At 65.9% G+C, this 23153-nt stretch carries 24 protein-coding genes; 13 read left to right on the top strand and 11 right to left on the bottom strand.

Annotated elements, in window-relative coordinates:
• Window positions 1-18: 18 nt before the first annotated feature.
• From KW845_RS02795 to KW845_RS02760, 8 genes are read right to left on the bottom strand one after another with little or no spacing between them, the layout of a single operon-like run.
• Window positions 19-1245: an ABC transporter substrate-binding protein gene (locus KW845_RS02795; protein ID WP_218367645.1), complete on the bottom strand. Its 1227-nt coding sequence runs from the start codon at window positions 1243-1245 to the stop codon at window positions 19-21.
• 45 nt (window positions 1246-1290) lie between these two features.
• A complete protein-coding gene (locus KW845_RS02790) occupies window positions 1291-2001 on the bottom strand; it encodes an ABC transporter ATP-binding protein (protein WP_218367644.1) in 711 nt (236 codons plus the stop codon).
• Window positions 1991-3775, bottom strand: a complete 1785-nt coding sequence (locus tag KW845_RS02785; protein ID WP_218367643.1) for an ATP-binding cassette domain-containing protein — start codon at window positions 3773-3775, stop codon at window positions 1991-1993. The genes KW845_RS02790 and KW845_RS02785 overlap by 11 nt, the downstream gene beginning before the upstream one ends.
• Window positions 3775-4737 carry a branched-chain amino acid ABC transporter permease gene (locus KW845_RS02780; protein ID WP_218367642.1) on the bottom strand — a complete coding sequence of 321 codons (963 nt, stop codon included), beginning with the start codon at window positions 4735-4737 and terminating at the stop codon, window positions 3775-3777. Before KW845_RS02780 ends, KW845_RS02785 begins: the two co-directional genes overlap by 1 nt.
• A gap of 25 nt (window positions 4738-4762) precedes the next feature.
• Entirely contained in the window at window positions 4763-6121 is a 1359-nt protein-coding gene (locus KW845_RS02775; protein ID WP_255592336.1) for an MmgE/PrpD family protein, read from the bottom strand.
• Window positions 6122-6144: 23 nt separating this feature from the next.
• A complete protein-coding gene (locus tag KW845_RS02770; RefSeq protein ID WP_218367641.1) occupies window positions 6145-6888 on the bottom strand; it encodes an SDR family NAD(P)-dependent oxidoreductase in 744 nt (247 codons plus the stop codon).
• Between the two features lie 19 nt (window positions 6889-6907).
• On the bottom strand, window positions 6908-7870 hold the full coding sequence (locus KW845_RS02765) for a tripartite tricarboxylate transporter substrate binding protein (RefSeq protein ID WP_218367640.1): 963 nt from the start codon (window positions 7868-7870) through the stop codon (window positions 6908-6910).
• 60 nt (window positions 7871-7930) lie between these two features.
• Window positions 7931-9289, bottom strand: coding sequence for an MmgE/PrpD family protein (locus KW845_RS02760; protein ID WP_218367639.1), 1359 nt, complete (start codon window positions 9287-9289; stop codon window positions 7931-7933).
• Window positions 9290-9562: 273 nt separating this feature from the next.
• On the opposite strand from KW845_RS02760, the gene KW845_RS02755 reads away from it, so the two are divergent.
• From KW845_RS02755 to KW845_RS02740, 4 genes are all read left to right on the top strand, one after another.
• Window positions 9563-10267, top strand: a complete 705-nt coding sequence (locus KW845_RS02755; RefSeq protein ID WP_218367638.1) for a GntR family transcriptional regulator — start codon at window positions 9563-9565, stop codon at window positions 10265-10267.
• A gap of 137 nt (window positions 10268-10404) precedes the next feature.
• Window positions 10405-11220 carry an N-acyl homoserine lactonase family protein gene (locus KW845_RS02750; RefSeq protein WP_218367637.1) on the top strand — a complete coding sequence of 272 codons (816 nt, stop codon included), beginning with the start codon at window positions 10405-10407 and terminating at the stop codon, window positions 11218-11220.
• A complete protein-coding gene (locus KW845_RS02745) occupies window positions 11217-12017 on the top strand; it encodes an SDR family oxidoreductase (protein WP_218367636.1) in 801 nt (266 codons plus the stop codon). Before KW845_RS02750 ends, KW845_RS02745 begins: the two co-directional genes overlap by 4 nt.
• Before the next feature lie 36 nt (window positions 12018-12053).
• On the top strand, window positions 12054-12974 hold the full coding sequence (locus tag KW845_RS02740) for an NAD(P)-dependent oxidoreductase (protein WP_218367635.1): 921 nt from the start codon (window positions 12054-12056) through the stop codon (window positions 12972-12974).
• 84 nt (window positions 12975-13058) lie between these two features.
• Here KW845_RS02740 and KW845_RS02735 read toward each other — a convergent pair whose 3' ends face one another.
• Entirely contained in the window at window positions 13059-13628 is a 570-nt protein-coding gene (locus tag KW845_RS02735) for a DUF4142 domain-containing protein (RefSeq protein WP_218367634.1), read from the bottom strand.
• 107 nt (window positions 13629-13735) lie between these two features.
• Complete coding sequence (locus KW845_RS02730) at window positions 13736-14656, bottom strand: LysR substrate-binding domain-containing protein (protein WP_218367633.1); 921 nt, start codon at window positions 14654-14656, stop codon at window positions 13736-13738.
• Window positions 14657-14776: 120 nt separating this feature from the next.
• Here KW845_RS02730 and KW845_RS02725 point away from each other — a divergent pair, with 120 nt between their 5' ends.
• From KW845_RS02725 to KW845_RS02705, 5 genes are all read left to right on the top strand, one after another.
• Window positions 14777-15433 carry a flavodoxin family protein gene (locus KW845_RS02725; RefSeq protein WP_218367632.1) on the top strand — a complete coding sequence of 219 codons (657 nt, stop codon included), beginning with the start codon at window positions 14777-14779 and terminating at the stop codon, window positions 15431-15433.
• Window positions 15434-15590: 157 nt separating this feature from the next.
• Window positions 15591-15764 carry a hypothetical protein gene (locus KW845_RS02720; protein ID WP_218367631.1) on the top strand — a complete coding sequence of 58 codons (174 nt, stop codon included), beginning with the start codon at window positions 15591-15593 and terminating at the stop codon, window positions 15762-15764.
• A 183-nt stretch (window positions 15765-15947) separates the two neighbouring features.
• Complete coding sequence (locus tag KW845_RS02715) at window positions 15948-17342, top strand: APC family permease (RefSeq protein WP_218367630.1); 1395 nt, start codon at window positions 15948-15950, stop codon at window positions 17340-17342.
• Between the two features lie 123 nt (window positions 17343-17465).
• Complete coding sequence (locus tag KW845_RS02710) at window positions 17466-18710, top strand: DUF763 domain-containing protein (RefSeq protein ID WP_218367629.1); 1245 nt, start codon at window positions 17466-17468, stop codon at window positions 18708-18710.
• Window positions 18711-18773: 63 nt separating this feature from the next.
• Window positions 18774-19280 carry an anti-virulence regulator CigR family protein gene (locus KW845_RS02705; protein ID WP_218367628.1) on the top strand — a complete coding sequence of 169 codons (507 nt, stop codon included), beginning with the start codon at window positions 18774-18776 and terminating at the stop codon, window positions 19278-19280.
• 41 nt (window positions 19281-19321) lie between these two features.
• Here KW845_RS02705 and KW845_RS02700 read toward each other — a convergent pair whose 3' ends face one another.
• Window positions 19322-19882 (bottom strand): cytochrome b, encoded by a 561-nt coding sequence (locus KW845_RS02700; protein WP_218367627.1) that lies wholly within the window; start codon window positions 19880-19882, stop codon window positions 19322-19324.
• A 250-nt stretch (window positions 19883-20132) separates the two neighbouring features.
• On the opposite strand from KW845_RS02700, the gene KW845_RS02695 reads away from it, so the two are divergent.
• The 4 genes from KW845_RS02695 to KW845_RS02680 are packed head-to-tail and all read left to right on the top strand — an operon-like array spanning window position 20133 to window position 23129.
• Entirely contained in the window at window positions 20133-20531 is a 399-nt protein-coding gene (locus tag KW845_RS02695; protein WP_218367626.1) for a Zn-ribbon domain-containing OB-fold protein, read from the top strand.
• Window positions 20528-21700: a thiolase gene (locus KW845_RS02690; RefSeq protein WP_218367625.1), complete on the top strand. Its 1173-nt coding sequence runs from the start codon at window positions 20528-20530 to the stop codon at window positions 21698-21700. The genes KW845_RS02695 and KW845_RS02690 overlap by 4 nt, the downstream gene beginning before the upstream one ends.
• Window positions 21701-21759: 59 nt before the next feature.
• A complete protein-coding gene (locus tag KW845_RS02685) occupies window positions 21760-22431 on the top strand; it encodes a 3-oxoacid CoA-transferase subunit A (protein ID WP_218367624.1) in 672 nt (223 codons plus the stop codon).
• Window positions 22428-23129: a 3-oxoacid CoA-transferase subunit B gene (locus KW845_RS02680; protein WP_218367623.1), complete on the top strand. Its 702-nt coding sequence runs from the start codon at window positions 22428-22430 to the stop codon at window positions 23127-23129. Before KW845_RS02685 ends, KW845_RS02680 begins: the two co-directional genes overlap by 4 nt.
• The last annotated feature ends 24 nt before the right edge of the window (window positions 23130-23153 follow it).

Genomic DNA, 23153 nt, shown 5'->3' with positions numbered 1-23153 from the left:
GCCGCCCCCTGCGCGGTTCTATTTCTTGCCGGGCCAGATGGGCTGCGCAATGGCCACGTCTTCCGGGAAAACCGTCACGGGCACGCCGTCCTGCCATTGGATGACCGTCAGGGTGGCGCCGACGCGATGGCCGGCTTCATCGAACTTCAGCTCGCCGCCCGGGAAGTAAGGCGTCTTGCCCTCGTCCAGCGCGCGCATGGCCTGCGCCACCGATTCGCGATCGGCCTTGCCGGCTTTCTCCAGCGCTGCCTTGATGATCCACATGTCGCCATAGGTCGAGATACCGTTCTGCGTCATCCATGGTTCCTTGTATTCATCCTTCATGCGCTGGATCAGCGCCTCCTGGCCTTTTGCGCCCCAGTTGGCCACGGCCGACATGACGCCGTTGATCAATTGCGGGCTGACGGTGTTCAGCACATCCGGCTCGGCAATGGCGATGCCGAACGAAATCACCGGAATGCGCACGTTGGTCTCGTTCATCTTTTCCAGGATGAGCTTCGCATCGGAAATCACCGTGGGCAGGAAGAACACCAGGTCGGGGCGGCGCGAGCGCACGCGCTGGATCAGCGACGACGCGTCAGAAAGCGGCGGCGTGAATGTCTCGTCCACCACCAGTTCCAGCTTGTTCTTGTCGAGCAGGCCGTCTTTCATGGCCTTCACCGACGACAGCGAAGCTGCGGTGTTGTCGGTAAGAATCGCCACGGTCTTGGGCCGCTTGCCCGAGGCCTTTTCGGCCAGGTCCAGAATCATCGGCAGCGCGATGTCGGCCTGGCGGCCGGCGGTAGCCGAGGTCTGGAAGATGTACTTGAAGCCGCGCCCGGTGATCTGGTCTGAATACGACAAGGTCAACATGGGCAGCTTGGCGCGCTCGGTCACCTCGGTGACCGCCAGGGTGAACGAGCTGAGATACGCGCCGGTGCCGGCCACCAGATCGGGGTAGTCGGCCACCATGCGTTGCGCGGCGCTCTTGGCTTTCTCGGTGGAGTCGCCCGAGTCCACCACCACCAGTTTCAGTTTGGCGCCCCCCAGCGCCTTGATGCCGCCCTGCTCGTTGATGTCCTTGATGGCCATCTCGGCGCCCATGCGCATGACCTGGCCGGGCCGGGCATAAATGCCCGACATCGGCGCGATAAGCCCGACGCTGACCGGTGCCGGCTCGGCCGCACCGGCCGGGCCCGGCCCCGCCGCCAGCAGGCCCGCCAGCGCCGCGGCCAGGCCCAGGTTATTGATCGACTGCATCTTCATGTCCGTCTCCTCCTGTTGTCCGCTCACGCGGCTCTCGATTCAGGCTTACATGCCGAGATACGCCCGGCGAACGCGGTCGTCCGCCTGCAGCGTGTCGTGGTTGCCCTCCAGGACTACGCGTCCGGTTTCCAGCACGTAGCCGTGGTCGGCGAACTGCAACGCCTCGGCCACCCGCTGCTCTACCAGCAGGATGGTCAGCTTGGCGTCCCTGCGTATGTCGATCAGGCGCTCGAAAATAAAATCGGCGATCGCCGGCGACAATCCCATCGATGGCTCGTCCAGCATCAGCAGGCGCGGCGACGACGCCAGGCCGCGGCCGATGGCCACCATTTGCTGTTCTCCGCCGGACAGCGTGCCGGCCAGTTGCCGCGCACGCTGCTTGAGCACCGGGAACCATTCATAAATGCGCGCCAGGTTGCCCGCCCAGTCGCGCCGGCCCGCGGCGGTATAGGCGCCCATTTCCAGGTTCTCGAGCACCGTCATCGAGGCGAATACCTGCCTGCCCTCGGGCACATGGGCAATGCCCAGGTGCGGGCGCTGCGCGGGCGGCACGGCCAGCAGGTCGCGGCCGTCGTACCGTATGCTGCCTGTCATCGTGGAAACGGTGCCGGATATGGTCTTGAACAAGGTGCTCTTGCCGGCCCCGTTGGGGCCCACGATGGAAACGAATTCGCCTTCGCCGACCGCCACGGATATGCCGTTGAGCACCGGCAAGGCGGAATAGCCGGCCACCAGGCTGTTGATCTCAAGCAGCATGTTTCGCGCTCCATTTCTTGCCCAGGTAGGCCTCGACCACACGCATGTCCTGTGTGATGGCTTGCGGTTCACCGACAGCCAGCACCTCGCCATGGTCCAGCACGACAAACTCGTCGACCAGGCGCACCATGGCCTGCATGGTGTGCTCGATGATGACGATGGTGGTGCCCTGCGCCGACAGCGCGCGGATCGCCGCGACCACATCGTCGACCTCGCCCTGCCCCAGGCCGGCCAGCGTCTCGTCCAGCAACAGCAGTTCGGGCTGGCCCGCTACGGCGCGCGCCAGTTCCATCAGGCGCAGCTGGCGGGTGGTCAGTACCGACGCCAGCCGGTCGGCGCAATCGGCCAGGCCCACCCGCTCGATGGCCTGGACGGCCAGCGCATCGGCCTCGGCCTCGCTGCGCGCCTTGACATAGGCACCGATCTTCACGTTCTGCGCCACCGTCAGGCGCATGAAGGGCCGCATCACCTGGAACGTGCGCCCCACGCCGGCCGCGCACAGCACGTGCGGCTTGCGGCCCGCCATGTCGGTTCCCTTGAACACGACCCGCCCGGCATCGGGCTTCAGGAACCCGTTGAGCAGGTTGAACAGTGTGGTCTTGCCCGCGCCGTTGGGCCCGATGATGCCCAGGATCATGCCCTTGCGCACCTGGAAGCTGACATTCTGCACGGCCTTCAGGCCACCGAAGCTGCGCGACAGGCCCTGCACATCCAGGATGACCTCGTCGCCCAGCACCCGCCGCGCGGGCGCGGCGGCGACCTCGGGTTCGTCCGCCGGCATCGAAGGCGCCGACTCGGCCGGCAGCGATGAAACCGGCGCCTGCACCGCGCCGTGCCGGCGCAGGAAATCGCGCGTTTTCCAGAACACGCCTTCGGGCGCGACCAGGATCACCGCGATGATGGCCACCCCCAGGATCACACCCTGGATGCCGGGATAGGCTGCGCCCAGTTCCGCGTGCAAGATCTCGCCCAGCGGAATCAGGATGGCCGCGCCGATGATCGGCCCCCATACCGAACCCACCCCGCCGAACATGGTGACGGTCAGCGCCTGGGCCGACACCAGCATGCCGAACACCGACACGGGCGTCACGACCAGCAGCACCACGGCATAGAAAGCGCCGGTGGCGCCGGCGATGGCACCGCTGAGCGCGATGGCCTTGAGCTTCCAGCGCAGCGTATCGATACCGGCCGCCTCGGCCGCCGCTTCGTTCTGCTTGATGGCGATCAGCGCCATGCCGAAGCGGGTGCGCTCGACATGGCGGGTCAACTGCACGAACAGCAGCAGCATCGCCATGGCCACCACCGTGTACAGGCGCGGATCCGAGAACTGCATGTACCAGCCCGCGTTCTCGCGCATCATCGGGAAGGTGACTTCCTGGTAGCCCAGCCACTCGAACACATACAGCAAGGCCAGCGGATAGGCCAGCATGGCCAGCGCGAAATAATGGCCGCGCAGCCGGAAGGTGGGCAGGCCCACCAGCAGGCCGGCCGCGGCGCCGATCAGCGCCGACAGCGGGATCATCAGCCAGGGCGACAGCCCCAGGGTGATCTGGCCCAGCACCGTGGCATAAGCCCCCAGGCCGAAGAAGGCCGCATGCCCGAACGACACCAGGCCGGTATAGCCGCTGAGCATGTTCCATGACAGCCCGAAGCAGGCCCACACCAACACCAGGGTAAAGATGAGCTGGTGGTACGAGTTGTCGACCAGCAGCGCGGCGCCCAGGTACGCGGCCGCCACGGCCAGCATGATGAAGAGAGTTCGCACGGGTTTCATCAGGTCCGCTCCGCGACGCGGCCGAACAATCCTTGCGGCCGGAGTATGACGATCAGCAGGAAGAACACGAAGATCGCGGCGTTCTGCAATTGCGTGGGCAGCACCAGGCTGGATAGCTGCTGCACCAAGCCAATCACCATGCCGCCCCAGAATGCGCCCAGGATGCTGCCGATGCCGCCCAGCACCACGCCGGCATACATGACAATGACGAACTCCAGTCCGATGAACGGATGGAACGGATAATTGGTGGCCAGCAGGCCGCCGGCCAATGCCGTGATGCAGGTGCCCAGCGCGAAGGCGATGCGATAGGCGCGGTCGACATCGATGCCCATGTACGAGGCCGCCACGGGGTTGTCGGCCGCGGCCCGCAGCGACTTGCCCAGCCTGCTGCGGCCCACCAGCGCGGCCAGCGCCAGGATGGCCGCCGCCGAGATCAGCGCGGCGATGCCGCGCCCCTTGTTGACGAAGACACTGACGAAGTCTCCCCACAGGGGCCCGATTTCCCAGGCGCTGCTGGACAATGGCGTACGGATCGATTCCAGTTCGGGGCCGAACACCATCATGGCGCCGTTCTGCAGGACCAGCGCGATTCCCAGCGTCAGGATCAATTGCGCATAGTGGCCCTCGCCTTCCAGCGCGGCGGTCTTGTCGCCGGTCACGCGCGAGATCAGCAGGCGGTGCACCAGGTAGCCCACGCCGAACATCACGGGCAAGGTCAACACCATCGACACATACGGCCCCAGGGCCGACCCGGCCATACCGTGGCCGGCCAGCAGCGCAAAGAAGAAATACGTGATGTACATGCCCAGCATCATGAAATCGCCCTGGGCGAAATTGATGACGCGCATGATTCCAAAGATCATCGCCAGGCCCACGCACATCAGGCCGTAGATGCCGCCCACCAGTATTCCCGCAGCCAGCGACTGCAAGAACGCTTCCAAATGGATTTGTAGTTCTGTCATGGACTCTTTCCTTGCTTGAACGCGATCAGGCGCCGGCGGCACACAGCCGCGGCAGCTCGGCGGCATCGTCCACTTGTTCGTAGCAATCGACCAGGCCTTCGATGCGCGCGGCGGCGTCGGCGCCCAGCACCGCGGCGGCCGCCAGGCGAAACCGCTGGCGTATCAGCGCATCGTCGGCCGCCACCACATCGTCCAGCGCGGCGCTGGCCGTGCCGCCATCGTCGAACTGCAGCGTCACCCTGGCTCCCTGGCGTGCCGGGAAAGCCGCGCTGTAGGCCGCATCGGCGCACAAGGTGGTGACCGAGACCAGCCGCGCGATCTCGGGATCGTCCAGGCGCCGGTAGTTGTCTTCGGCAATGGCGCCGCGGGCCAGCGTGGCCGCCACGCCGAAAGGGATGCTCATCTTTGCCTGCAAGGCATACTGGAACGGCCCGATGGCATCGCAGCCCGGGTAGTGCACGGCGGCTTGCGTGGTGTCTATGCGCACCGCGGCGATACGGCGCGCGCCGGCCTGTTGAACAGCCTGCAGGGCTGCCTGGCAGGGCGACTGCGCGAAATTGCAGGCCGGCGCCGGCTTGTTGAATACTTGCTCGATCTCTGCCTGCCCATCGGCGAACAGCACGATGTCGTCCTGCATCGGCGCGCGGGCATAGGCATGGAAGAAACCCGCCTGCCCCTCCAGGATGGATGCCGAGGCATGCGCGCCGTGGCGTGCCAGCTCCAGGCAGGCCCAGGCGTTGCGCACCACGAAGCCCGGATGGAAGTACATTTCGCTGCCTCCGGTATGCGCCCATTCGTTCAGCCCGGCGCAGCAGTTGCCGGCCAGGGCAAAGGCGTGCCGGGCGCGGATCTCATCGAAGCCCGCCAGGCGCGCGCCGGCCATGGCGGCGGCAAATGGCCCCACCAGCCCGGTCGGCCGGAACAGGCGTGCCAGCGCCGGCGTCATCACGGCACGGCCCAGGCGGGCGCCCGTTTCGTAGCCCACGATGGCAGCCTCCAGCACCTGGGCGCCGGACACAGGCTGTTGCTGCGCCAGGGCAAGCACCGTGGGCCAGACCACGACCCCCAAGTGCGCAACACTGCCCGCATGCATGTCCTCGCGCACCAGCCCATGGCCGGCCACGGCATTGGCGAACGCCGCGGCATCCGGCCGGCGCGTACCGGCGCGGCCGATCACATGGGCGCCGCCGGCCGCAGGGACGGCCAGTACGACGGCCTGCTCGCTCCAGGGCAAGGGTAGCGCCTCGAACGCGCACGACAGGTAATCCAGCAGGCAGCGCCTGGCCTGCTGCAGTGTCGCGCGGCGGAATGACCGTGGCGCCAGCGCATCGCGTACCAGGCGGCCCGCCCTGCTCTCCACGTCTTGCATTGTTGTGTTTTCCATACGTGGTTCCCGCAAGGCACGTACTAGTAGCCCATTACGGTCAGGGCACCATCGATTTTCAGCGTGACGCCGGCAATGGACAGCGACTCGTCCGATGCAAGAAAGACCGCCGTGGCGCCGATATCAGCTCCTTCGGCCAATCTGCGCAGGGGGGTGCGCGCGCGACGCGCCTCCCAGCCCTGTGCATCGATGACCGAACTGGCGCCCGGCGTCACCACCGGCCCGGGTGCCAGGGCGTTGACGCGGATGCCCAGCGGCCCCAGTTCCACTGCCTGCTGGCGCGTCAGGGTATCGAGCGCGCCCTTGATGCAGCTATAGACCGCGGCATGCTTGATTGCCACCGAGACAGCCACCGACGACAGATTGATGACGGCGCCGCCGCCGCGCGCGGCCAGGTGCGGCGTGGCGGCCTGCAGCGACCACAGGGCGCCCTTCAGCCCCACATCGATCATCTTGTCCACCACCGCCTCGGGCATGTCGGTCAAGAGGCCGTAATAGAAATAGGCCGCGTTGTTCACCAGGATGTCCAGGCCGCCGGCCTGTTCCGCGTAGCCGTCGATAGCGGTACGCACCGCCGCGCGATCGGCCACATCGCAAACCAGGGCGCTCGCGCCCGGCACCGTGGCCACCGCTTGCGCCAACAAGGCCGCATTGTTGTCCAGCATGCCTACCCGTGCGCCTTCGCGCGCATAGGCGCTGGCGATCTCTTTTCCGATACCGCCGGCGGCACCGGTCACGACCGCCGTCTTGCCATCCAGTCTTCCCATGTCATGCTCCGTGCCCGGTTCAGGGCTGCAGGTTGCGGTCCTTGACGATCTTTCCCCACTTGGCGATCTCGTCGCGCAAGTATTCCTGGGCCTGCGTCGGCGAATTGGCCACCGCTTCGGTTCCATCGCGGTCAAAGAAGCGCTGCATCGCCGGCCCGGCCGCCACCTTCACTGCGGCCTGGTTCAGCGCCTCGATCACCGCAGCCGGCGTGCCGGCCGGAGCGGCCAGGATGAACCAGTTGCGGGCCTCGACGCCCGGCAGTGTCTCGGCCACCGTGGGCGTATCGGGCACCGAGGCCATGCGCTTCGGCCCGGTCGTGGCGATCAGGTCGAGACTGCCGGCGCGTACGTGCGGCAGCGACGAGGCGGGGTTGTCGACCATCACGTCGACCTCGCCGCTGATCAAATCCTTGAACGCCGCACCCGCCCCTTTGTAGGGCACCTTGGTGAAGGTCACGCCCGCTTCGGCGGCGATCATTTCGGTGGCCAGCGCCTGCATGCCGGTAATGCCGCTGAGCGCGACATTGATGGGTTCGCCCGCCTTGGCCATGCGCACCAGGTCGGCCACGCTCTTGGCCTTGAATTTCTTGCTGGTGACCACCACTTGCGGGGCCGCGGCCACGATCGTGATCGGCACGAAATCCTTGACCGGGTCATAAGGTGCTTCCGGATAGAACGCCGGTGTCGTGGCGAACGCCGCGGAACTGAGCAGCAGCGTATAGCCATCGGGCGCCGAACGTGCCACTTCGGCTGCACCGATCTGGCCAGTGGCGCTGGCCTTGTTCTCGACCACCACGGTCTGCCCCAGCAGGGTGCCCAGTTCCTGGGCGAACGGCCGGGTCAATGCGTCGACACCGCCGCCGGCGGCGAACGGCACCACGATGCGCAAGGGCTTGTCGGGAAAATCCGCGCTTGCGGGTTGCGCCAGCGCGAAGCCGGCCAAGGCCAGCACCGCCAGGCGTGTGTACTGCTGCCACTTCATGTCGCCTCCTTTTCCATGCTTCATGCGTGGCGCGCCGGCGGCGCGCCGACTCGTTGGCAATCAAGCCGCCAGGGCCATCACCCGCGCCGCGTCGCGCGCGTCATCCAGGTGCCACAGCGCATCGATCAATGGTCCGGGATCCCAGCCGGGCCTGCCTGCGCGGCCCAGGTCGCGCAACTTCTGTTCAAGTTCGCCATCGCTCAGCGGGCGTGCCGCCGAGCCGCGCGCCGCATCCACCCGGTGCACCAGTTCCGCGCCGCCGCGCAATGCGATCCGCACTTGCACGCCGTCGACCGAGTAGCTGTCGTCTTCGCGCACCACCACTTTGGCCCCCAGCTCGCGCAGGACGGGTTCGCATACCGCCGCATCGCTGAATTCGGCCAGGCCGGCCCGCCCACGCGCCAGCACGACGGCTGCCGCGTGCTGGGCGCTGACCTGCGATTCGCGGCCGGTGGCCACCCCGGGCCGGTCGGTACGCTGACGCAGCAGCGGGTGTCCCGTCAGCGTGACGTGCTCGATATCCGCCAAGCCCGCGCCGGCCAGCCGCTTATCGGCGGCAAGAACCAGGCAGGCGTCGATGACCGGGTTGAGAACGACGCCACATGGGTAAGGCTTGTAGGTGTTATCGGCCAACTGCCAGTGCCCGCCCAATTCGTGCGTGACAGCGGCCAGGTCGGGTTGGTCGGCGGCCACGCGCAGGAAACCGCGCGGCCCTTCCAGCGGCGCGGCCGGCCCATCGAAACCTTGTTGCGCCAGCAATGCCGCCAACAGGCCGTTGCGCGCGGCATTGCCCACGCCCACGCTCTTGGCCATGGTGCCCAGCGTCTCTACCAAGCCGCCCGCCTGGCTGGCCGCCGACCCCAGCGCCCAGACCAGGGCCTCGGGCGTCAGCTTCAAAAACTTGCCGGCCGCCATGGCGGCCCCGAACACACCGCATGTCGAAGTGATGTGCCAGCCGCGCGCATAGTGGCCCGGCGAAACCGCATTGCCCAGCCGGCACTCGGCTTCGACGCCCAGCACGAAAGCCAGCAGCAGTTCGGCCCCGCTCATGGGCTGGGCCTGGGCCAGCGCAAACAGCGGCGGCGCCACGGGCGCCGTGGGGTGAATGATGGTGGGATGGTGCGTATCGTCGAAGTCGTACACGTTCGCAGCCATGGCATTCAAAGCCGCGGCATTGAGCATATCGAACCGCTCGGGGCGCCCCACCAGGCCGGCCTGCTGCCCGGCCGCAAAACGCCCGTAGGTAGCCACCGCAATGTCCAGCGTGGGATCTTGCGCCCCCGCCAGGGCCACCGCGAAATAGTTCACCAACGACCGGCGCGCCTCGTGGCGGATCGGATCGGGAATGTCTTCCCACCGGCACGCGGCGATGAACTGCGCCAGGGCCTGGGAAATACCGGACGGACTACCTGCCTGCATGTCGCGTTGTCTCCTTGCCGCCGTGCTGCCGACGGCATTCTTCTGGTATGCCCGTCGACGCTGAAAAAGGCCGCGGGCAGGATTTTCGGTATTATAAACATATTGTATGATTGAATACTCATTTTTCTGCAAGCTGGCGCACGGGCCGCATCGTCCGACGGTTGCGCCGCTGCCCCACGCCGCGCAGCAATCCCATCGCATACAGGAAGTACAGCTAAAATGCGGCCATATCAGTACACTGATTCCGACTGCCGACCCACTGCCACCGACCGCATGAAAGCCGCCGAGCTCCCCGCCGATTTCAAAGTTCCACGCGCCGCTTCGGTGCTGCGTCACAGCGTCACCGAAAGCATCCGCAACGCCATCCTGGTGGGCCGCTTTCAGCCGGGCGAGCGCTTGCCCGAACGCGAACTGTGCGAAATGACCGGCGTCAGCCGCACACTGGTGCGCGAAGCCCTGCGGCAACTGGAATCCGAAGGGCTCATCCACGTCATCCCGCATCGCGGCCCCGTCGTCGACCGCCTGTTGCCCGAACAGGCCGAAGGCATCTACCAGGTGCGCGAAGAACTCGAGGGCCTGGCCTGCCAACTGTTCGCCGAGCGGGCCACCGACGAACAACTCAAGGCGCTGCAAAATGCCTTCCAGTCGCTCAAGCGCGCCTTCACGCAAGGCGGGTCGCTGGAACAACTGTCGGCCAAGAACTATTTCTACCAGCAGTTGCTCGACGGGGCGGGCAATGAAGCCCTGACCACCACGTTGCGGCTGTTGAACTCGCGCGTCATGCTGCTGCGTTCCACATCCATGCAGGCGCCGGGGCGTGCCAAGAAAAGCCTGGCTGAACTGGGCGAATTGCTGGAAGCCCTGGCCGCCCGCGATGGCCGCGCCGCCCGCAAGGCCGGCAGCCTGCATGTGCGCAACGCCGCCCGCGTGGCAATCAAGATCCTGCGCGAAACCCAGGCTGCCATCACGGCTGAATAAGCAGCCTGCGTTCCCCGCCCCGGCACGCATGGCATGCTGCCGGGCTTTGGTATTTTTGCTAATACTATAATACAATCCTACCAATCAGAGGCTCAAACCCCGCATCGCAGCGCTGCTGCGCTACAAGGAGACAAACCTTGACCGCCCCCCTTGCCCCGTTCGAGGTCTACGCCATCCGCTATGCGCGCCATGGCGGCCGCAGCCCGGCCGACAACTACCTGGGCAACGTCGACTTCCACGATGCCGATTCCGACCTGGATTACTACATCTGGGTGGCACGCCGGGACGATGAGATCTTCGTGGTCGACACGGGCTTCGACGCCGACTCCGCGCGCCAGCGCGGCCGCGAATTGCTGCTGCGCCCCGCCGACGGGCTGGCCTTGCTGGGCATCGACGCGGCGCAAGTGCCCGACGTCATCATCACGCACTTGCACTACGATCATGCCGGTACGTTGAACGACTTCCCGGCCGCCACCTTCCATATCCAGGACGCCGAACCGGCCTATGCCACCGGCCGCTGCATGTGCCACGGCACGCTGCGCCACCCCTATTACGTCGAAGATGTGGTGGCATTCGTGCGCAAGGTCTATGCGGGACGCGTGCGATTCCACAGCGGGCGGGCCGAACTGGCGCCCGGACTGTCGGTGCACCTGGTCGGCGGCCACACCGCGGGCCTGCAGATCGTGCGCGTCTGGACCCAGCGCGGCTGGGTCGTGCTGGCCTCGGATGCCACGCACTTGTACGGCAACATCGGACACGGCGTGCCGTTCCCGGCGGTATACAACGTGGGCGACATGCTGGAAGGCCACCAGCTGGTGCGCCGGCTGGCCGACAGCGAAGCCCATATCGTGCCCGGACACGACCCGCAGGTCATGCAGCGCTATCCGGCCGCCAGCGCCGAGCTGCAAGGCAAGGCGGTGCGCCTGGACGTGCCGCCCGCGGAACCCGCATGAGCGGCGGCCCCGCCTTCCTGCACGGCCGCAGCGCCCTGATCACCGGCTCGACCACCAGCCTGGGGCTGGCCATTGCGGGCCACCTGGCCGCGGCCGGGGCGCGCATCGTGCTGCACACCCTGCATGAAGACGAGCAGGCACGGCATGCGCAAGCCGAACTGGCGCAGCGCCATGGCATCGACGTGCTGCTGCAGGCGGCCGACCTGAACGAGGTGGACCAGATCGAGGCCATGGCGCAGGCGGCCCAGCGCGCATTCGGCGGCATCGATATCGTGGTCAACAATGCCGTGATACGCCACTTCGGCCCTGCCGACACCCTGCCCCGCCATCACTGGGACGAAGCGCTCGCCGTCAACCTGTCGGCCGCCTTCCACCTGGCCCGCCTTGCCCTGCCGGGCATGCGCGCACGCGGATGGGGCCGCATCGTCAATATGTCGTCTGTCTATGGCATGGGGGCCACCGCCAACCGTATTGGCTACATCACCACCAAGACCGCGCTCATCGGCCTGACCCGCGCGCTGGCCATGGAAACCGCACAAGACGGCATCACCTGCAATGCGGTGTCGCCCGGCACCGTACCTACGCCGGCCATTGTGACGCGCATAGCCGGCATCGCACGCGAACAAGGCATTACCGAACAGCAGGCGCAAAGCGATTACCTGGCTGACCGGCAACCCACCGGCCGTTTCGTCGACATGGAAAACGTGGCGGCGCTGATCGGCTTCTTATGCAGCGATGCCGGCCGCGATATCACCGGCGCGGTGCTGCCCATCGATGGCGGCTGGACTGCCGCCTGACCGATTCCCTTTTTCTTTCTGTATAGCCAAACCATCATGAGCACTGAACATAAAGATACTCTTGGATTCGTCGGCATCGGCCGCATGGGCGCACCGATGGCCGCCCGCCTGCTGCAAGCCGGCTATGACCTGACCATTTATGACACCAACCCGCAGGCCACGGCCCCCCTGGCCGCCGCCGGCGCTCGCATTGCCGCCAGCCCGCGCGAAGTGGCCGACGCGGCCCACACGGTACTGATGTCCCTGCCCCTGCCCGAGGTCGTCACCGCAGTCGGCCTGGGCAGCGATGGCCTGGTGCACGGCGCGGCGGTCAAGACCGTGATCGATTTGTCGACCACCGGCCCGCAGGCTGCCGAACAGCTGGCCGCCGGCCTGCAGGCGCGCGGCATCGCCGTTATCGATTGCCCGGTCAGCGGTGGCGTGACCGGCGCCGAACGCGGCAGCCTGGCGCTGATGGTGGCGGGCGCCCCCGAGCACTACCAGGCAGTGCAGCCTGTATTGTCGGTACTGGGCCGCGCCATGTATGTGGGCGAGCGGCCAGGCATGGCCCAGACCATGAAGGTCATCAACAACCTGGTCTCGGTGACCGCCCTGGCCATCACGTCGGAAACCCTGGTGCTGGGCGCCAAGGCCGGCCTGGATCCGGACATCATGGTGCAGATCATCAATGCCGGCTCGGGCCGCAGTAACGCGTCCGAAGACAAGATCCCGAAATACGTGCTGAGCCGCAGTTTCGGTTTCGGCTTTGCCATCGGCCTGTCGGCCAAAGACGTGCGCCTGTGCCTGGAAGAAAGCGAGCGGCTGGGCGTGCCGCTGCGCGTGGGCGACGCAGTGCGCCAGTTGCTCAATGCCACCCGGGACAAGTACGGCGAACAGGCCGACATGACCGAAATCATCCGCTACGTGGAAGCGGATGCCGGCGTCGAAGTCCGGGGCAAGGCGGCGGGCCCAGCTTGAGGGCGTGATTGAAATTTGCCAGGTGCCAGGCATCCTGCAAGGGCCTGGTACCCGGCAACGACTGCCGTGGTCCCGCGTGGTTTCCTACTTGTGGGCCTTCACCTTTTCCTGCAGCTCTTTGGCCATGGCCAAGTGCTCCTGCAACGCCGGCAGGTTCTTGGCCGCGAACGCCTTGACATCGGGGTCCTTGGCATTGGCCGAGGCATCCTGGAACAGCTTCACGGCGCCCTCGTGGGCCGACACGCCGATCTGGTCGATGTACATCTCGTCAAAACCATCATCGGTCAGGCTCAGTGTCTTGATCTTGGCCTTCTGGATCAGCGACGGACCCTCTGGCGGGGTGTAGCCTTTCTGGCTGGCCAACGCGGCCAGCTCTTGGCCGACCTTGGTGTGGTCCTGGACCATTTTATCGGCAAAGGCTTTGACATCAGGGTTCTTGGCTTTCTCTTGCGCCATCTTGCTGCCCTCGATTTCCGCATGCCCCGCCTGCGCGGCATTTTCCAGGAAATCCTTATCGTCGCCATCCAATTGCTGCTTGGCAGCCTCTTGGGTGGCGGGTGCCGGCGTGGAAGGCTGGGATTGGGCCATGCTCGCGCCGGTCACCAGCATTGCGCCAGCAGCGAACATGCCTAGCGTCAGATTACGTAATTTCATAAGGCCTCCGTTACGGCGCACCGAGCGCTTGTTGGTAGGCGGCTTTCCGTCATGCCGGGAAACCCGCCGCATGACAGACAGCAATCCGCATGCCCGGCGCCTGCGCGCTAACCCACGGCATGGCCATCGGTCGAGCCTACTGCCGGCAACATCTCGCGTTCCAGCCATTGCAGGAACGCCCGCACCGGCGGATGCCGTTCGCGGCCCGGCGCGCACAATGCCGTATACGCCGCGCCCGGCACGTCGAGCTCGGGCCGGTATGGCGCCAGCAGCCCATTGGCCACCAGTTCCGAGGCCATGATGGAACTGGCCAGCACCAGGCCCTGCCCGGCTACTGCCGCCTGCAAGGCGTAGTTTTCTTCTTCGTAGACACGATCGGGGCCACGCGTGCGCAGCCAGTCCAGGCCGGCACGGGTGCACCAGTGGCGCCATCCGTCCTCATACAGGCGCGAATCGCGCCAGTGCACGCTGATCAACGGCGGGCGCCGCGCCGGCCGCAGCGCAGCCACCTGGGCGGGCGCACCGTACACGCCAAACCGCTCGGGCAAGGCGCATACGGTCGTCAGCCCGGGATAGGCGCGGGTGCCATAGCGGATGGCCACATCCACCGTCGCGTCCTGGCCCAGGTCCACCACATGGGGCGTGCTGGACAGGCTGACCTGGTATTGCGGCCACGCATCATGAAACCGCCCCAGCCGCGGCACCAGCCACAGGGCGGCAAACGAATGCGTGGTCGATACGTTCAGCGCGCTGGCGCTCAGCGCGGGCTGCAGGCGCTGCAAGGCCTGGGCAATATCCAGCCATGCCCCGTGCACGCAACGAAACAGCATGTCGCCGCCGGCAGTCAGGCTGACGCCGCGCGCCCGGCGCTCGAACAAAGGCAACCCCAGGCGCTGCTCGAGCGCCTTCATCTGGTGCGATATGGCCGTGGGCGTCACGTGCAATTCGGCCGCCGCGCGCTTGAAGCTTTGCAGCCGTGCGGCGGACTCGAAGGCGCGCAAGGCGCCGACAGGCAAATGGGCGAACATGGGTTTCCGTATAGATGATCTGAATTCATCCTGGGCGAACTTTGCTCAATTGCCGATCGCCGGATCAAAACCTACATTCTATCCACACCATCGGTTTAATTTCTTATTATGGAAGATAATATGGATTCATCTGTTTCGCCCTCTTCCCCGCGCCTGCTGGTGCTGGTCGGCAGCCCTCGCCGCGACGGCAACAGCGCCTTGCTGGCGCAAGCTGTCGAGCGTGGCGCCCAGCAGGCGGGCACGCCGGTCGCCGTGCATTTCCTGGATGATTTCATCAGCGGATTCCTGCGCGACGAGCGCGCCGGCGATGCCGTCGCCCAGCCAGACGACCGCTATGGCGAACTGTTCCTGGATTTATTCCTGCCCGCCCAGGGCATCGTGTTCTGCACGCCCGTGTACTGGTATGGCATGTCGGCACAGACCAAGGCCTTCTTCGACCGCTCATTCACCTATTACGCGGCCTCGCATCCGCGCTCGCGCAAGGTGCTGGCGGGCATGGCCGACAAGCGGCTGGGGCTGACCCTGGCATCCGAAGAAAGCTATCCCGGTGCCGGCATGGGCATCACGCACCAGATCCAGGAATTCGCCCGCTATACGCACTCGCAGTTCGTGGGCGTGGTGCACGGCATTGGCAACAGCCGCGGTGAAGTGGCACGCGATCCACGTCAGCCGCTTGCGGCGGCCGAAGCCCTGGGCCGCGAATTCTTCACGCTCGGTTATAGCGACTACCGCCTGGATACGCCGCGCGAGCACCACGTCTGGGGCCACGGTAAATAGCCATGGCCGTGGCAGGGAAAAAGAAGGCAATCGCCACCATTAAGCAAAACAAATGGACCGCGTCGCAACGATTGACGCACCATGAATGCCATCGACGCGGGAGATACATACAAGCTGTATCCCATCATCCTATATATGCTTATATCCAGGAGTCATCATGGCTGATTTTGTAAATGCATTGGTGCATGCCGAATTGTTCCTTTTGGGCGTAGCGTCGACGCCCACCACTGAAGCGCTGGCGGCCGGCGACCCGGCAGCCGGGGCGGCGGCCGAGCCCGCGACCACTACTATTTCTTTCAGCGCATCGGACTACCGCAGCGCCGCGGCATGACCGTCACTGCGGGGCGGGCCGCGCCAACTGGTGCGTGCGGCCCGCCCCGCCTGCGGATGCGGCCCTTTGCTCCGCACCCACTTCCGAAACCTCTCGTTAAAAACGGTGACACAGAACCGGCGACGGACCAACCCCTCCTGGAACATACTTGCCACCTTGAACTAGAACCAGAGGAGAGGGAGTATGTCTAACGAGGACAGCCTGGACCACACCCCGTTGAAACGGGTGATGGGGCCGAAACTACTGCTACTGTTCATCATCGGCGATATCCTGGGCACCGGGATCTACGCGCTGACAGGCCAGGTGGCCGCCGAAGTCGGTGGCGCGGCCTGGGCCCCCTTCCTGGTCGCCTTCATCGTGGCCTTGTTGACAGCCTTTTCCTACCTGGAACTGGTGACCAAGTACCCCCGTGCCGCCGGCGCGGCGTTGTATGTGCACAAAGCCTTCGGCGTGCATTTCCTGACCTTCATCGTCTGCTTCACCGTGATGTGTTCCGGCCTGACCTCGGCCGCCACGGCTTCGCGCGCCTTTTCGGCCAACCTGTTCGTCGCGATGGGCATGGACGCCGACCCCGTGCTGGTCACGATGGGCGCGCTGGGCTTCATGCTGCTGGTCATGATCGTCAACTTCCGCGGCGCCTCGGAAAGCGTGAAAGCCAACGTGGTGCTCACCCTGGTCGAGCTGAGCGGCCTGCTGCTGGTCATCGTGCTGGGCTTTTATGCCATGGCGGGCGGCCAGGCAGATTTCTCGCGCGTCGTGGCATTCGAGACCCCGGAAAACAAAAGCGTGTTCCTGGCCGTTACATCGGCCACGGCCCTGGCATTCTTTGCCATGGTCGGCTTCGAGGACTCGGTCAACATGGCCGAAGAAGTCCACGAGCCGCACCGGATCTTTCCCAAGGTCATGCTGACCGGGCTAGGCATTACCGCAGTCATCTACGTGCTGGTGTCGATCTGCGCCGTGGCACTGATCCCGGTGGGTGAACTGGCCGCCAGCTCGACGCCGCTGGTGCTGGTGGTGCAGCGGGCCGCCCCCGACCTGCCGATGGGTACCATCATGCCGATCATCTCGATGTTCGCCGTGGCGAACTCGGCGCTGATCAACATGATGATGGCCAGCCGGCTGCTGTATGGCATGTCGCGCCAGGGCGTGCTGCCCAAGTTCCTGGCGGCGGTGCATACCCGCACCCGCACCCCCTGGTCGGCGATTCTGTTCACCACCGCGCTGGCACTGGGACTCATCCTGCTGGTGTCGGCCAGCAACTCGAAGGCGATCAGTGCACTGGGCGGCACCACCGCCCTGCTGCTGCTGGGCGTGTTTGCCTTCGTCAACGTGGCCGTGCTGGTCTTGCGGCGCGACCCGGTCAAGCACCAGCATTTCCGCGCCAATACCGTGTTGTCGTGCCTGGGTGCGGCCGCCTGCCTGTTCCTGGTTACCCCGCTCACCGGGCGCGACCCCATCCAGTACCAGGTAGCCGGCTGGCTGCTCGCGCTGGGCGTGGTGATGTGGGGTATCACCCTGCTGGTACACCGCAAGCCAGTACCGCACCTGGACCCCGAACACCTGGGCGACGAATAACACAGCCTGGCGGTTCACCACACAACCAGAGCGCCCTGCGGGGCGCTCTTTTACTGAAGGGCGGGCAACGTCGCGCCGCCTTCAGTAATATAGAAGCCCGGTATCGATCTACGGAGTTACACCATGCGACGCGCCGGCAGCGCCGACTTGCCCTTGCATGGCGGCCGGGTACCGGCCTGGCTGGGCCAGCGCATGTCGCGCCTGGGCGCCGTCATCGCACAGGCCATCGTGCACCACTATGGCCGGGACGAATTCCTGCGCCGGCTGGCGCACCCTTTCTGGTTCCAGTCGTTCGGCGCCGTCATGGGCATGGACTGGCATTCGTCGGGCATCACCACCAGCGTCATCGGCGCGCTCAAGCGCGGCCTGCAGCCCTTGTCGGGCGAGCTGGGCATCCATGTCTGTGGCGGACGCGGCCAGCATTCGCGCAAGACGCCGCACGAACTGGCCACCGTGGGCGAACGCGTGGGCATCGATGGCGACGCCCTGGCGCGTGCCAGCCGGCTGGTAGCCAAGGTGGACAGCGCCGCCGTGCAAGACGGCTTCGATCTGTACCTGCACGGCTTCATCGTCACCGACGACGGCCACTGGACAGTAGTGCAACAGGGCATGAACGACGGCAGCGGCCTGGCGCGCCGCTACCACTGGCTGTCGGAAGACCTGCAGAGCTTTGTCGATGCACCGCATGCCGCCATCGATGGCGTCAACCAGGGCCGCATCGTCAACCTTACCGACCGGCGCGCGGCGGCGTCGCGGCAAGGCCAATTGGCCTTGCTGCACGAGCAGGGCCCCGGCTTCATCGTGCAGGAAGCCACCATCCTGGCGGCGCAGCAAGCACCTGCCGAAATGCCGTCACCCGCGCCCGAGCCGGCGCAATTGTCGCTGCCCCATCTGGCCATGCCGGCGCATCACGATGTGCGGCCCAAAGACGTCAACATGCAGCGCCTGCATGGTGCCCTGGCCGCGGCCGCCGAAAGTGGCCCGGTCGATTTCGCCGACCTGCTGCTCGTCCCTGGCATAGGAGCCCGCACCGTGCGTTCATTGGCGCTGGTGGCCGAGGTCGTGCATGGCACCCCATGCCGGTTTTCGGACCCGGCCCGCTTCTCGCTGGCCCATGGCGGCAAAGACCGGCACCCTTATCCCGTGCCGTGCGCAATATACGACCAGACCATCAACGTCCTGAAAAGCGCCGTCGGCAAGGCGGCCCTGGGCAACGACGAACGGCTACAGGCCTTGCGCCGGCTGGATCAGCAGGCGCGACGCCTGGAAAAAGCGGCACGGGGACCTGCACTACCGGAATTTGTCGAGCAGGAACGACAGGCCTCGGCCGCCTATGGCGGGCGCAGCGTCTTCGGCTGGGAAACCTGAATGCCGTGCGCCCTTGGCAAGTGCGTACTACACTCAAGTCGCCTGAAAAAAGGGGTTCCAACCATGCGCTTCCGTACCAGCATCCTGACTATTGCCGCCGCCTGCAGCATCGGCTTGGCCGGATTGGCGCTGGCCGCACCGCCTGAAGGCAAGGGCAAGCCCGCCAATGCCGGCCAAGGCAGCGGTAATAGCAAGGGCAATAGCGGCAACGGCAATAACGGAAACAAGGGAAACGGAAACAACCAGGGCAAAGGCTCAGGCAATAATGATCCGGACGTCAATATCGGGATTTCTCTGGCTACCGCGGGCATCAGTATTTCCATGGCGCGCGGCTATGCCACCGACTACGGGCTGACAGGGTATTCGTCCTTGCCGCCCGGCATACGCAAGAACCTGGCACGCGGCAAACCGCTGCCGCCGGGCATCGCCAAGAAGATGGTGCCAAGGTCGATGCTGGCCCGCTTGCCGGTGCACCCCGGCTACGAGTGGCGGATGGCGGGCAGCGACTTGATCCTGGTGGCCATCGGCACCGCCATCGTTGCCGACGTGCTGTTCGACGTGTTCGATTGAACGGCGTCCCGGCCATGGGGGCCGGGACCACCAACGCAGGCTCAACGGCGCCGCAGCATGCGGGCCGCCGTCTGGTCGCGCCACAGGTACTGATGCACGCCCACCATCGCCACGTGCCCAACCACCAGCGCCAGCAGCAGCCAACCCAGCCAGCCGTGCAGCGCATTGCCCAGGGCGACCAGCGACGCGATCTCGCGCCCCGACGCATCGAATAGCGGCATGCCGAATACCGCCAGGCCCTTGCCGCGGCCGTACGAACGCAGCATGGCGATCAGCGGCACGCAGAACATCAAGGCGTAAAGACCGGCATGCCCGGCACAGGATAGGCGCCCCCACACGTTCGCGTCAGTGGGTGGGCGCCGCCGCTGGTTTTCCAGGGCCCAGACAGCGCGCGCTGCCACCAGCACCAACAACAGCACCCCCAACGAGACATGCGACGGCCAGAACCAGCGCGAGATCTCGGCCTCGCGGTTCCAGGCATGCAAGGCCGAACTGATGAATTGCCACGCAAACAATGCGGCCATGCCCCAGTGCAGAAAGCGGCTGATCGAACCATAGCCTTGTGGGGAATCGAGCCAATGGCTGGCCTGGGTGCTGCTCATTTGATATCTCCGGTGTCGAATTGAACATCCATGGATGTTGGCGCCTGGCGTCCGGGCCGGGCTTGACCTGACTCAAGGCGCCGGCTGCGAAGAACGCCGGATGGGCGGAACTGAAATGCAATGAAAGAAGATTCACGGCCGCAATGGCCCTGTTAACCGCAGCAAAAGCCCCCCTAAGCAAAACAAGATTGGCGGCGGGCGAGCGATCGTCGCACAATCGCCAGAGTTCCTATCGAAGGAAGCGCCAACCATGTCCCAGTCCACGGCCGCGCCCCCCGCCGGCCCAGAAAAGCACTACCACGACCAGCTTGCCCAGGGCCGGTTCCAGATCCAGCGCTGCCAGGCGTGTGCCCAGGCCGTGTTCTATCCCCGGATGATCTGCCCCCATTGCGGGGCCGATCGCCTGGACTGGATCACTCCCTCGGGCAAGGGCACCATCTATTCCACAACCGTCGTGCGGCGCAAGGCCGAGCATGGCGGCGACTACAACGTGGCGCTGGTCGACCTGGAAGAAGGAGTGCGCATGATGTCCCGCGTGGACGGCATCGCGCCCGGGGCGGTGGCCATCGGCATGGCGGTGCAGGCCCATGTGATCGATGCCGGCGACAGCAAGCTGGTGGTATTCAAGCACGCCGGAGGCCGCGCATGATCGACCCTGGACTGCGCGGCGCGGCCGCCATCGTCGGCGTGGGCCATGCCGGCCTGGGCGAGGCCCACGGCTATACCGAAATGGAAATCCTGGTGCAGGCGGCCCACCGTGCCGTGGCCGATGCCGGCCTGACCATGCGCGATATCGATGGTATTGCCACCGCCAGCGTGGCATCCACCATGTGGGCCATGCCCGTCATCGAGCACCTGGGCATACGCCCCACTTTCATCGACAACACCATGATCGGCGGGTCCAGCTTCGTCGCCCACCTGATGCCGGCCCTGCAGGCCCTGGCCAGCGGCCAATGCAACGCCGTGCTGGTGTGCTACGGCAGCACCCAGCGCACCTCGACGCTGAACCGGGCCGAGATCGGCAATGCGCGCCGCAAGCTCGACCCGCAACCTTACGAGGCCCCTTACAACCCCCTGAGCCCGCTCAGCTCGTATGCGCTGGCGGCCGCGCGCCACATGCACCAGTACGGCACCACGCGCGAGCAACTGGCCGAGGTGGCCGTGGCGGCGCGCAAATGGGCGCAGCTGAATCCGGAAGCCTATATGCGCGATCCGCTCACCATCGACGAGGTGCTGTCCTCGCGCATGGTGTCCGATCCGCTGACCGTGCGCGACAGTTGCCTGGTCACCGACGGCGCCGGCGCCTATGTGCTGGTGCGCGCCGACCGAGCGCGCGACCTGCCCAACACGCCGGTATACGTGCTGGGCAGTTCCACAGCTTGCTGGAACCGGCAGATCTCGTCCATGGACGACCTTACCGTCACCGCGGCCAGCCAGTCCGGCGCCATCGCCTTCGACATGGCCGGCATACAGCCCAAGGACATCGACGTCGTCGAACTGTACGATGCCTTCACGATCAACCCCATCCTGTTCCTGGAAGACCTGGGCTTCTGCAAGAAAGGCGAAGGCGGCCCCTTCGTCAGCGGCGGCGCGCTGGCTCCCGGTGGCCGGCTGGCGGTCAACACCAACGGCGGCGGCCTGTCGTGCGTACATCCGGGCATGTACGGCATGTTCATCACCATCGAAGCCGTGCGGCAGTTGCGCGGCCAATGCGGCGAACGACAGGTGGCCAATGCCCACACGGCGCTGGTGCATGGCAACGGCGGCACGCTGTCCAGCCAGTCCACCGCCATCCTGGGCACCCAGGCCGTGCTGTAGCGTCCAGCAGCCGGGACACCACGAGACCGCATGAGGCCGACCACAACACAGGGACCACGATGATCAACAAGATCAAGTCGTCGCACGACGAAGCGCTGTCGCTCATTCCCGATGGCGCCAGCGTCATGATCGGCGGCTTCGGCGACGCGGGCATTCCGTTCGAGCTCATCGACACGCTGCTGGCCATGGGCACCACCGGGCTGACCCTGATCAGCAACAACGCCGGTGCCGGCGAACGAGGTATTGCCGCACTGATCGCCGCCGGCCGCGTACGCAAGGTGATCTGTTCGCATCCCCGCCCGCCGCGTTCGGAAATATTCGCCCACGCGTACCGCGCCGGGCAAGTCGAACTGGAATGCGTGCCCCAGGGCACCCTGGCCGAACGCATGCGAGCCGCCGGGGCGGGCCTGGGCCCGTTCTACACCCCCACGGGCTACGGCACCTGGATGGCCGAGGGCAAGCAGACATGCGTCATCGATGGCAAGGGCTATGTGCTGGAACAGCCCCTGCCGGCCGATTTTGCGCTGGTGCGCGCCCACCAGGGCGACCGCTTCGGCAACCTGACCTACCGGCTGGCCGCGCGCAACTTCAACCCCGTCATGTGCATGGCATCGCGGCATGCCATCGCCCAGGTCGACCAGATCGTGCAGGCTGGCGATATTCCACCCGAGCAAGTCATGACCCAAGCCATCTTCGTCCAATCCGTCGTTCTGGCAGGCAGCCCGACATGACCGACCCGCTATCCTTGAACCGCCAGCAGATCGCCCAGCTGGTGGCGCGCGACATCCCGGAAGGCGCCACCGTGAACCTGGGCATAGGCATGCCCACGCTGGTTTCCGACCACCTGCCCACTGACCGCGAAATCCTGCTGCACAGCGAAAACGGCATCCTGGGCATGGGCCCGGCCGCCGAAGGCGGCGCCATCGACCCGGACCTGATCAACGCCAGCCGCGTCGCCGTTACGCTGCTGCCCGGCGCGTCGATCACCGAGCACACCATTTCGTTCGCCATGATGCGCGGCGGACATCTCGACTTCTCGATCCTGGGCGGCTTCCAGGTGGCCGCCAACGGCGATCTGGCCAACTGGATTACCGATGCGCCCGACGCCATTCCGGCCATCGGTGGCGCCATGGACCTGGCCGTGGGCGCGCGCAAGGTGCTGGTCATGATGGAACACACCACCAAGGCAGGCGAACCCAAGCTGCTGGAAACCTGCACCTACCCGCTGACCGCGGCCGGCGTGGTGGATACGGTTTACACCAACTGGGCCATCGTAGACATCAAGGACCACCGGTTCGTACTGCGCTCGATGGTAGCCGGCATGGACATCGATACCCTGCAGCGCAATACCGGCGCAAGACTATCGATCGACGGCAGCGTGCAGACCATTCGGCTGGACACGGCGGGACGCGCATGCACCCAGCCATAGCGTGAACGGGACCCGGCAGGCCGC

This window comes from Bordetella sp. BOR01 (genome assembly GCF_019218885.1).
GTDB lineage: Bacteria > Pseudomonadota > Gammaproteobacteria > Burkholderiales > Burkholderiaceae_B > Bordetella_A.
Note: the sequence above shows the minus strand (reverse complement) of the source record. Positions and strands in the feature narration are given on the sequence as shown.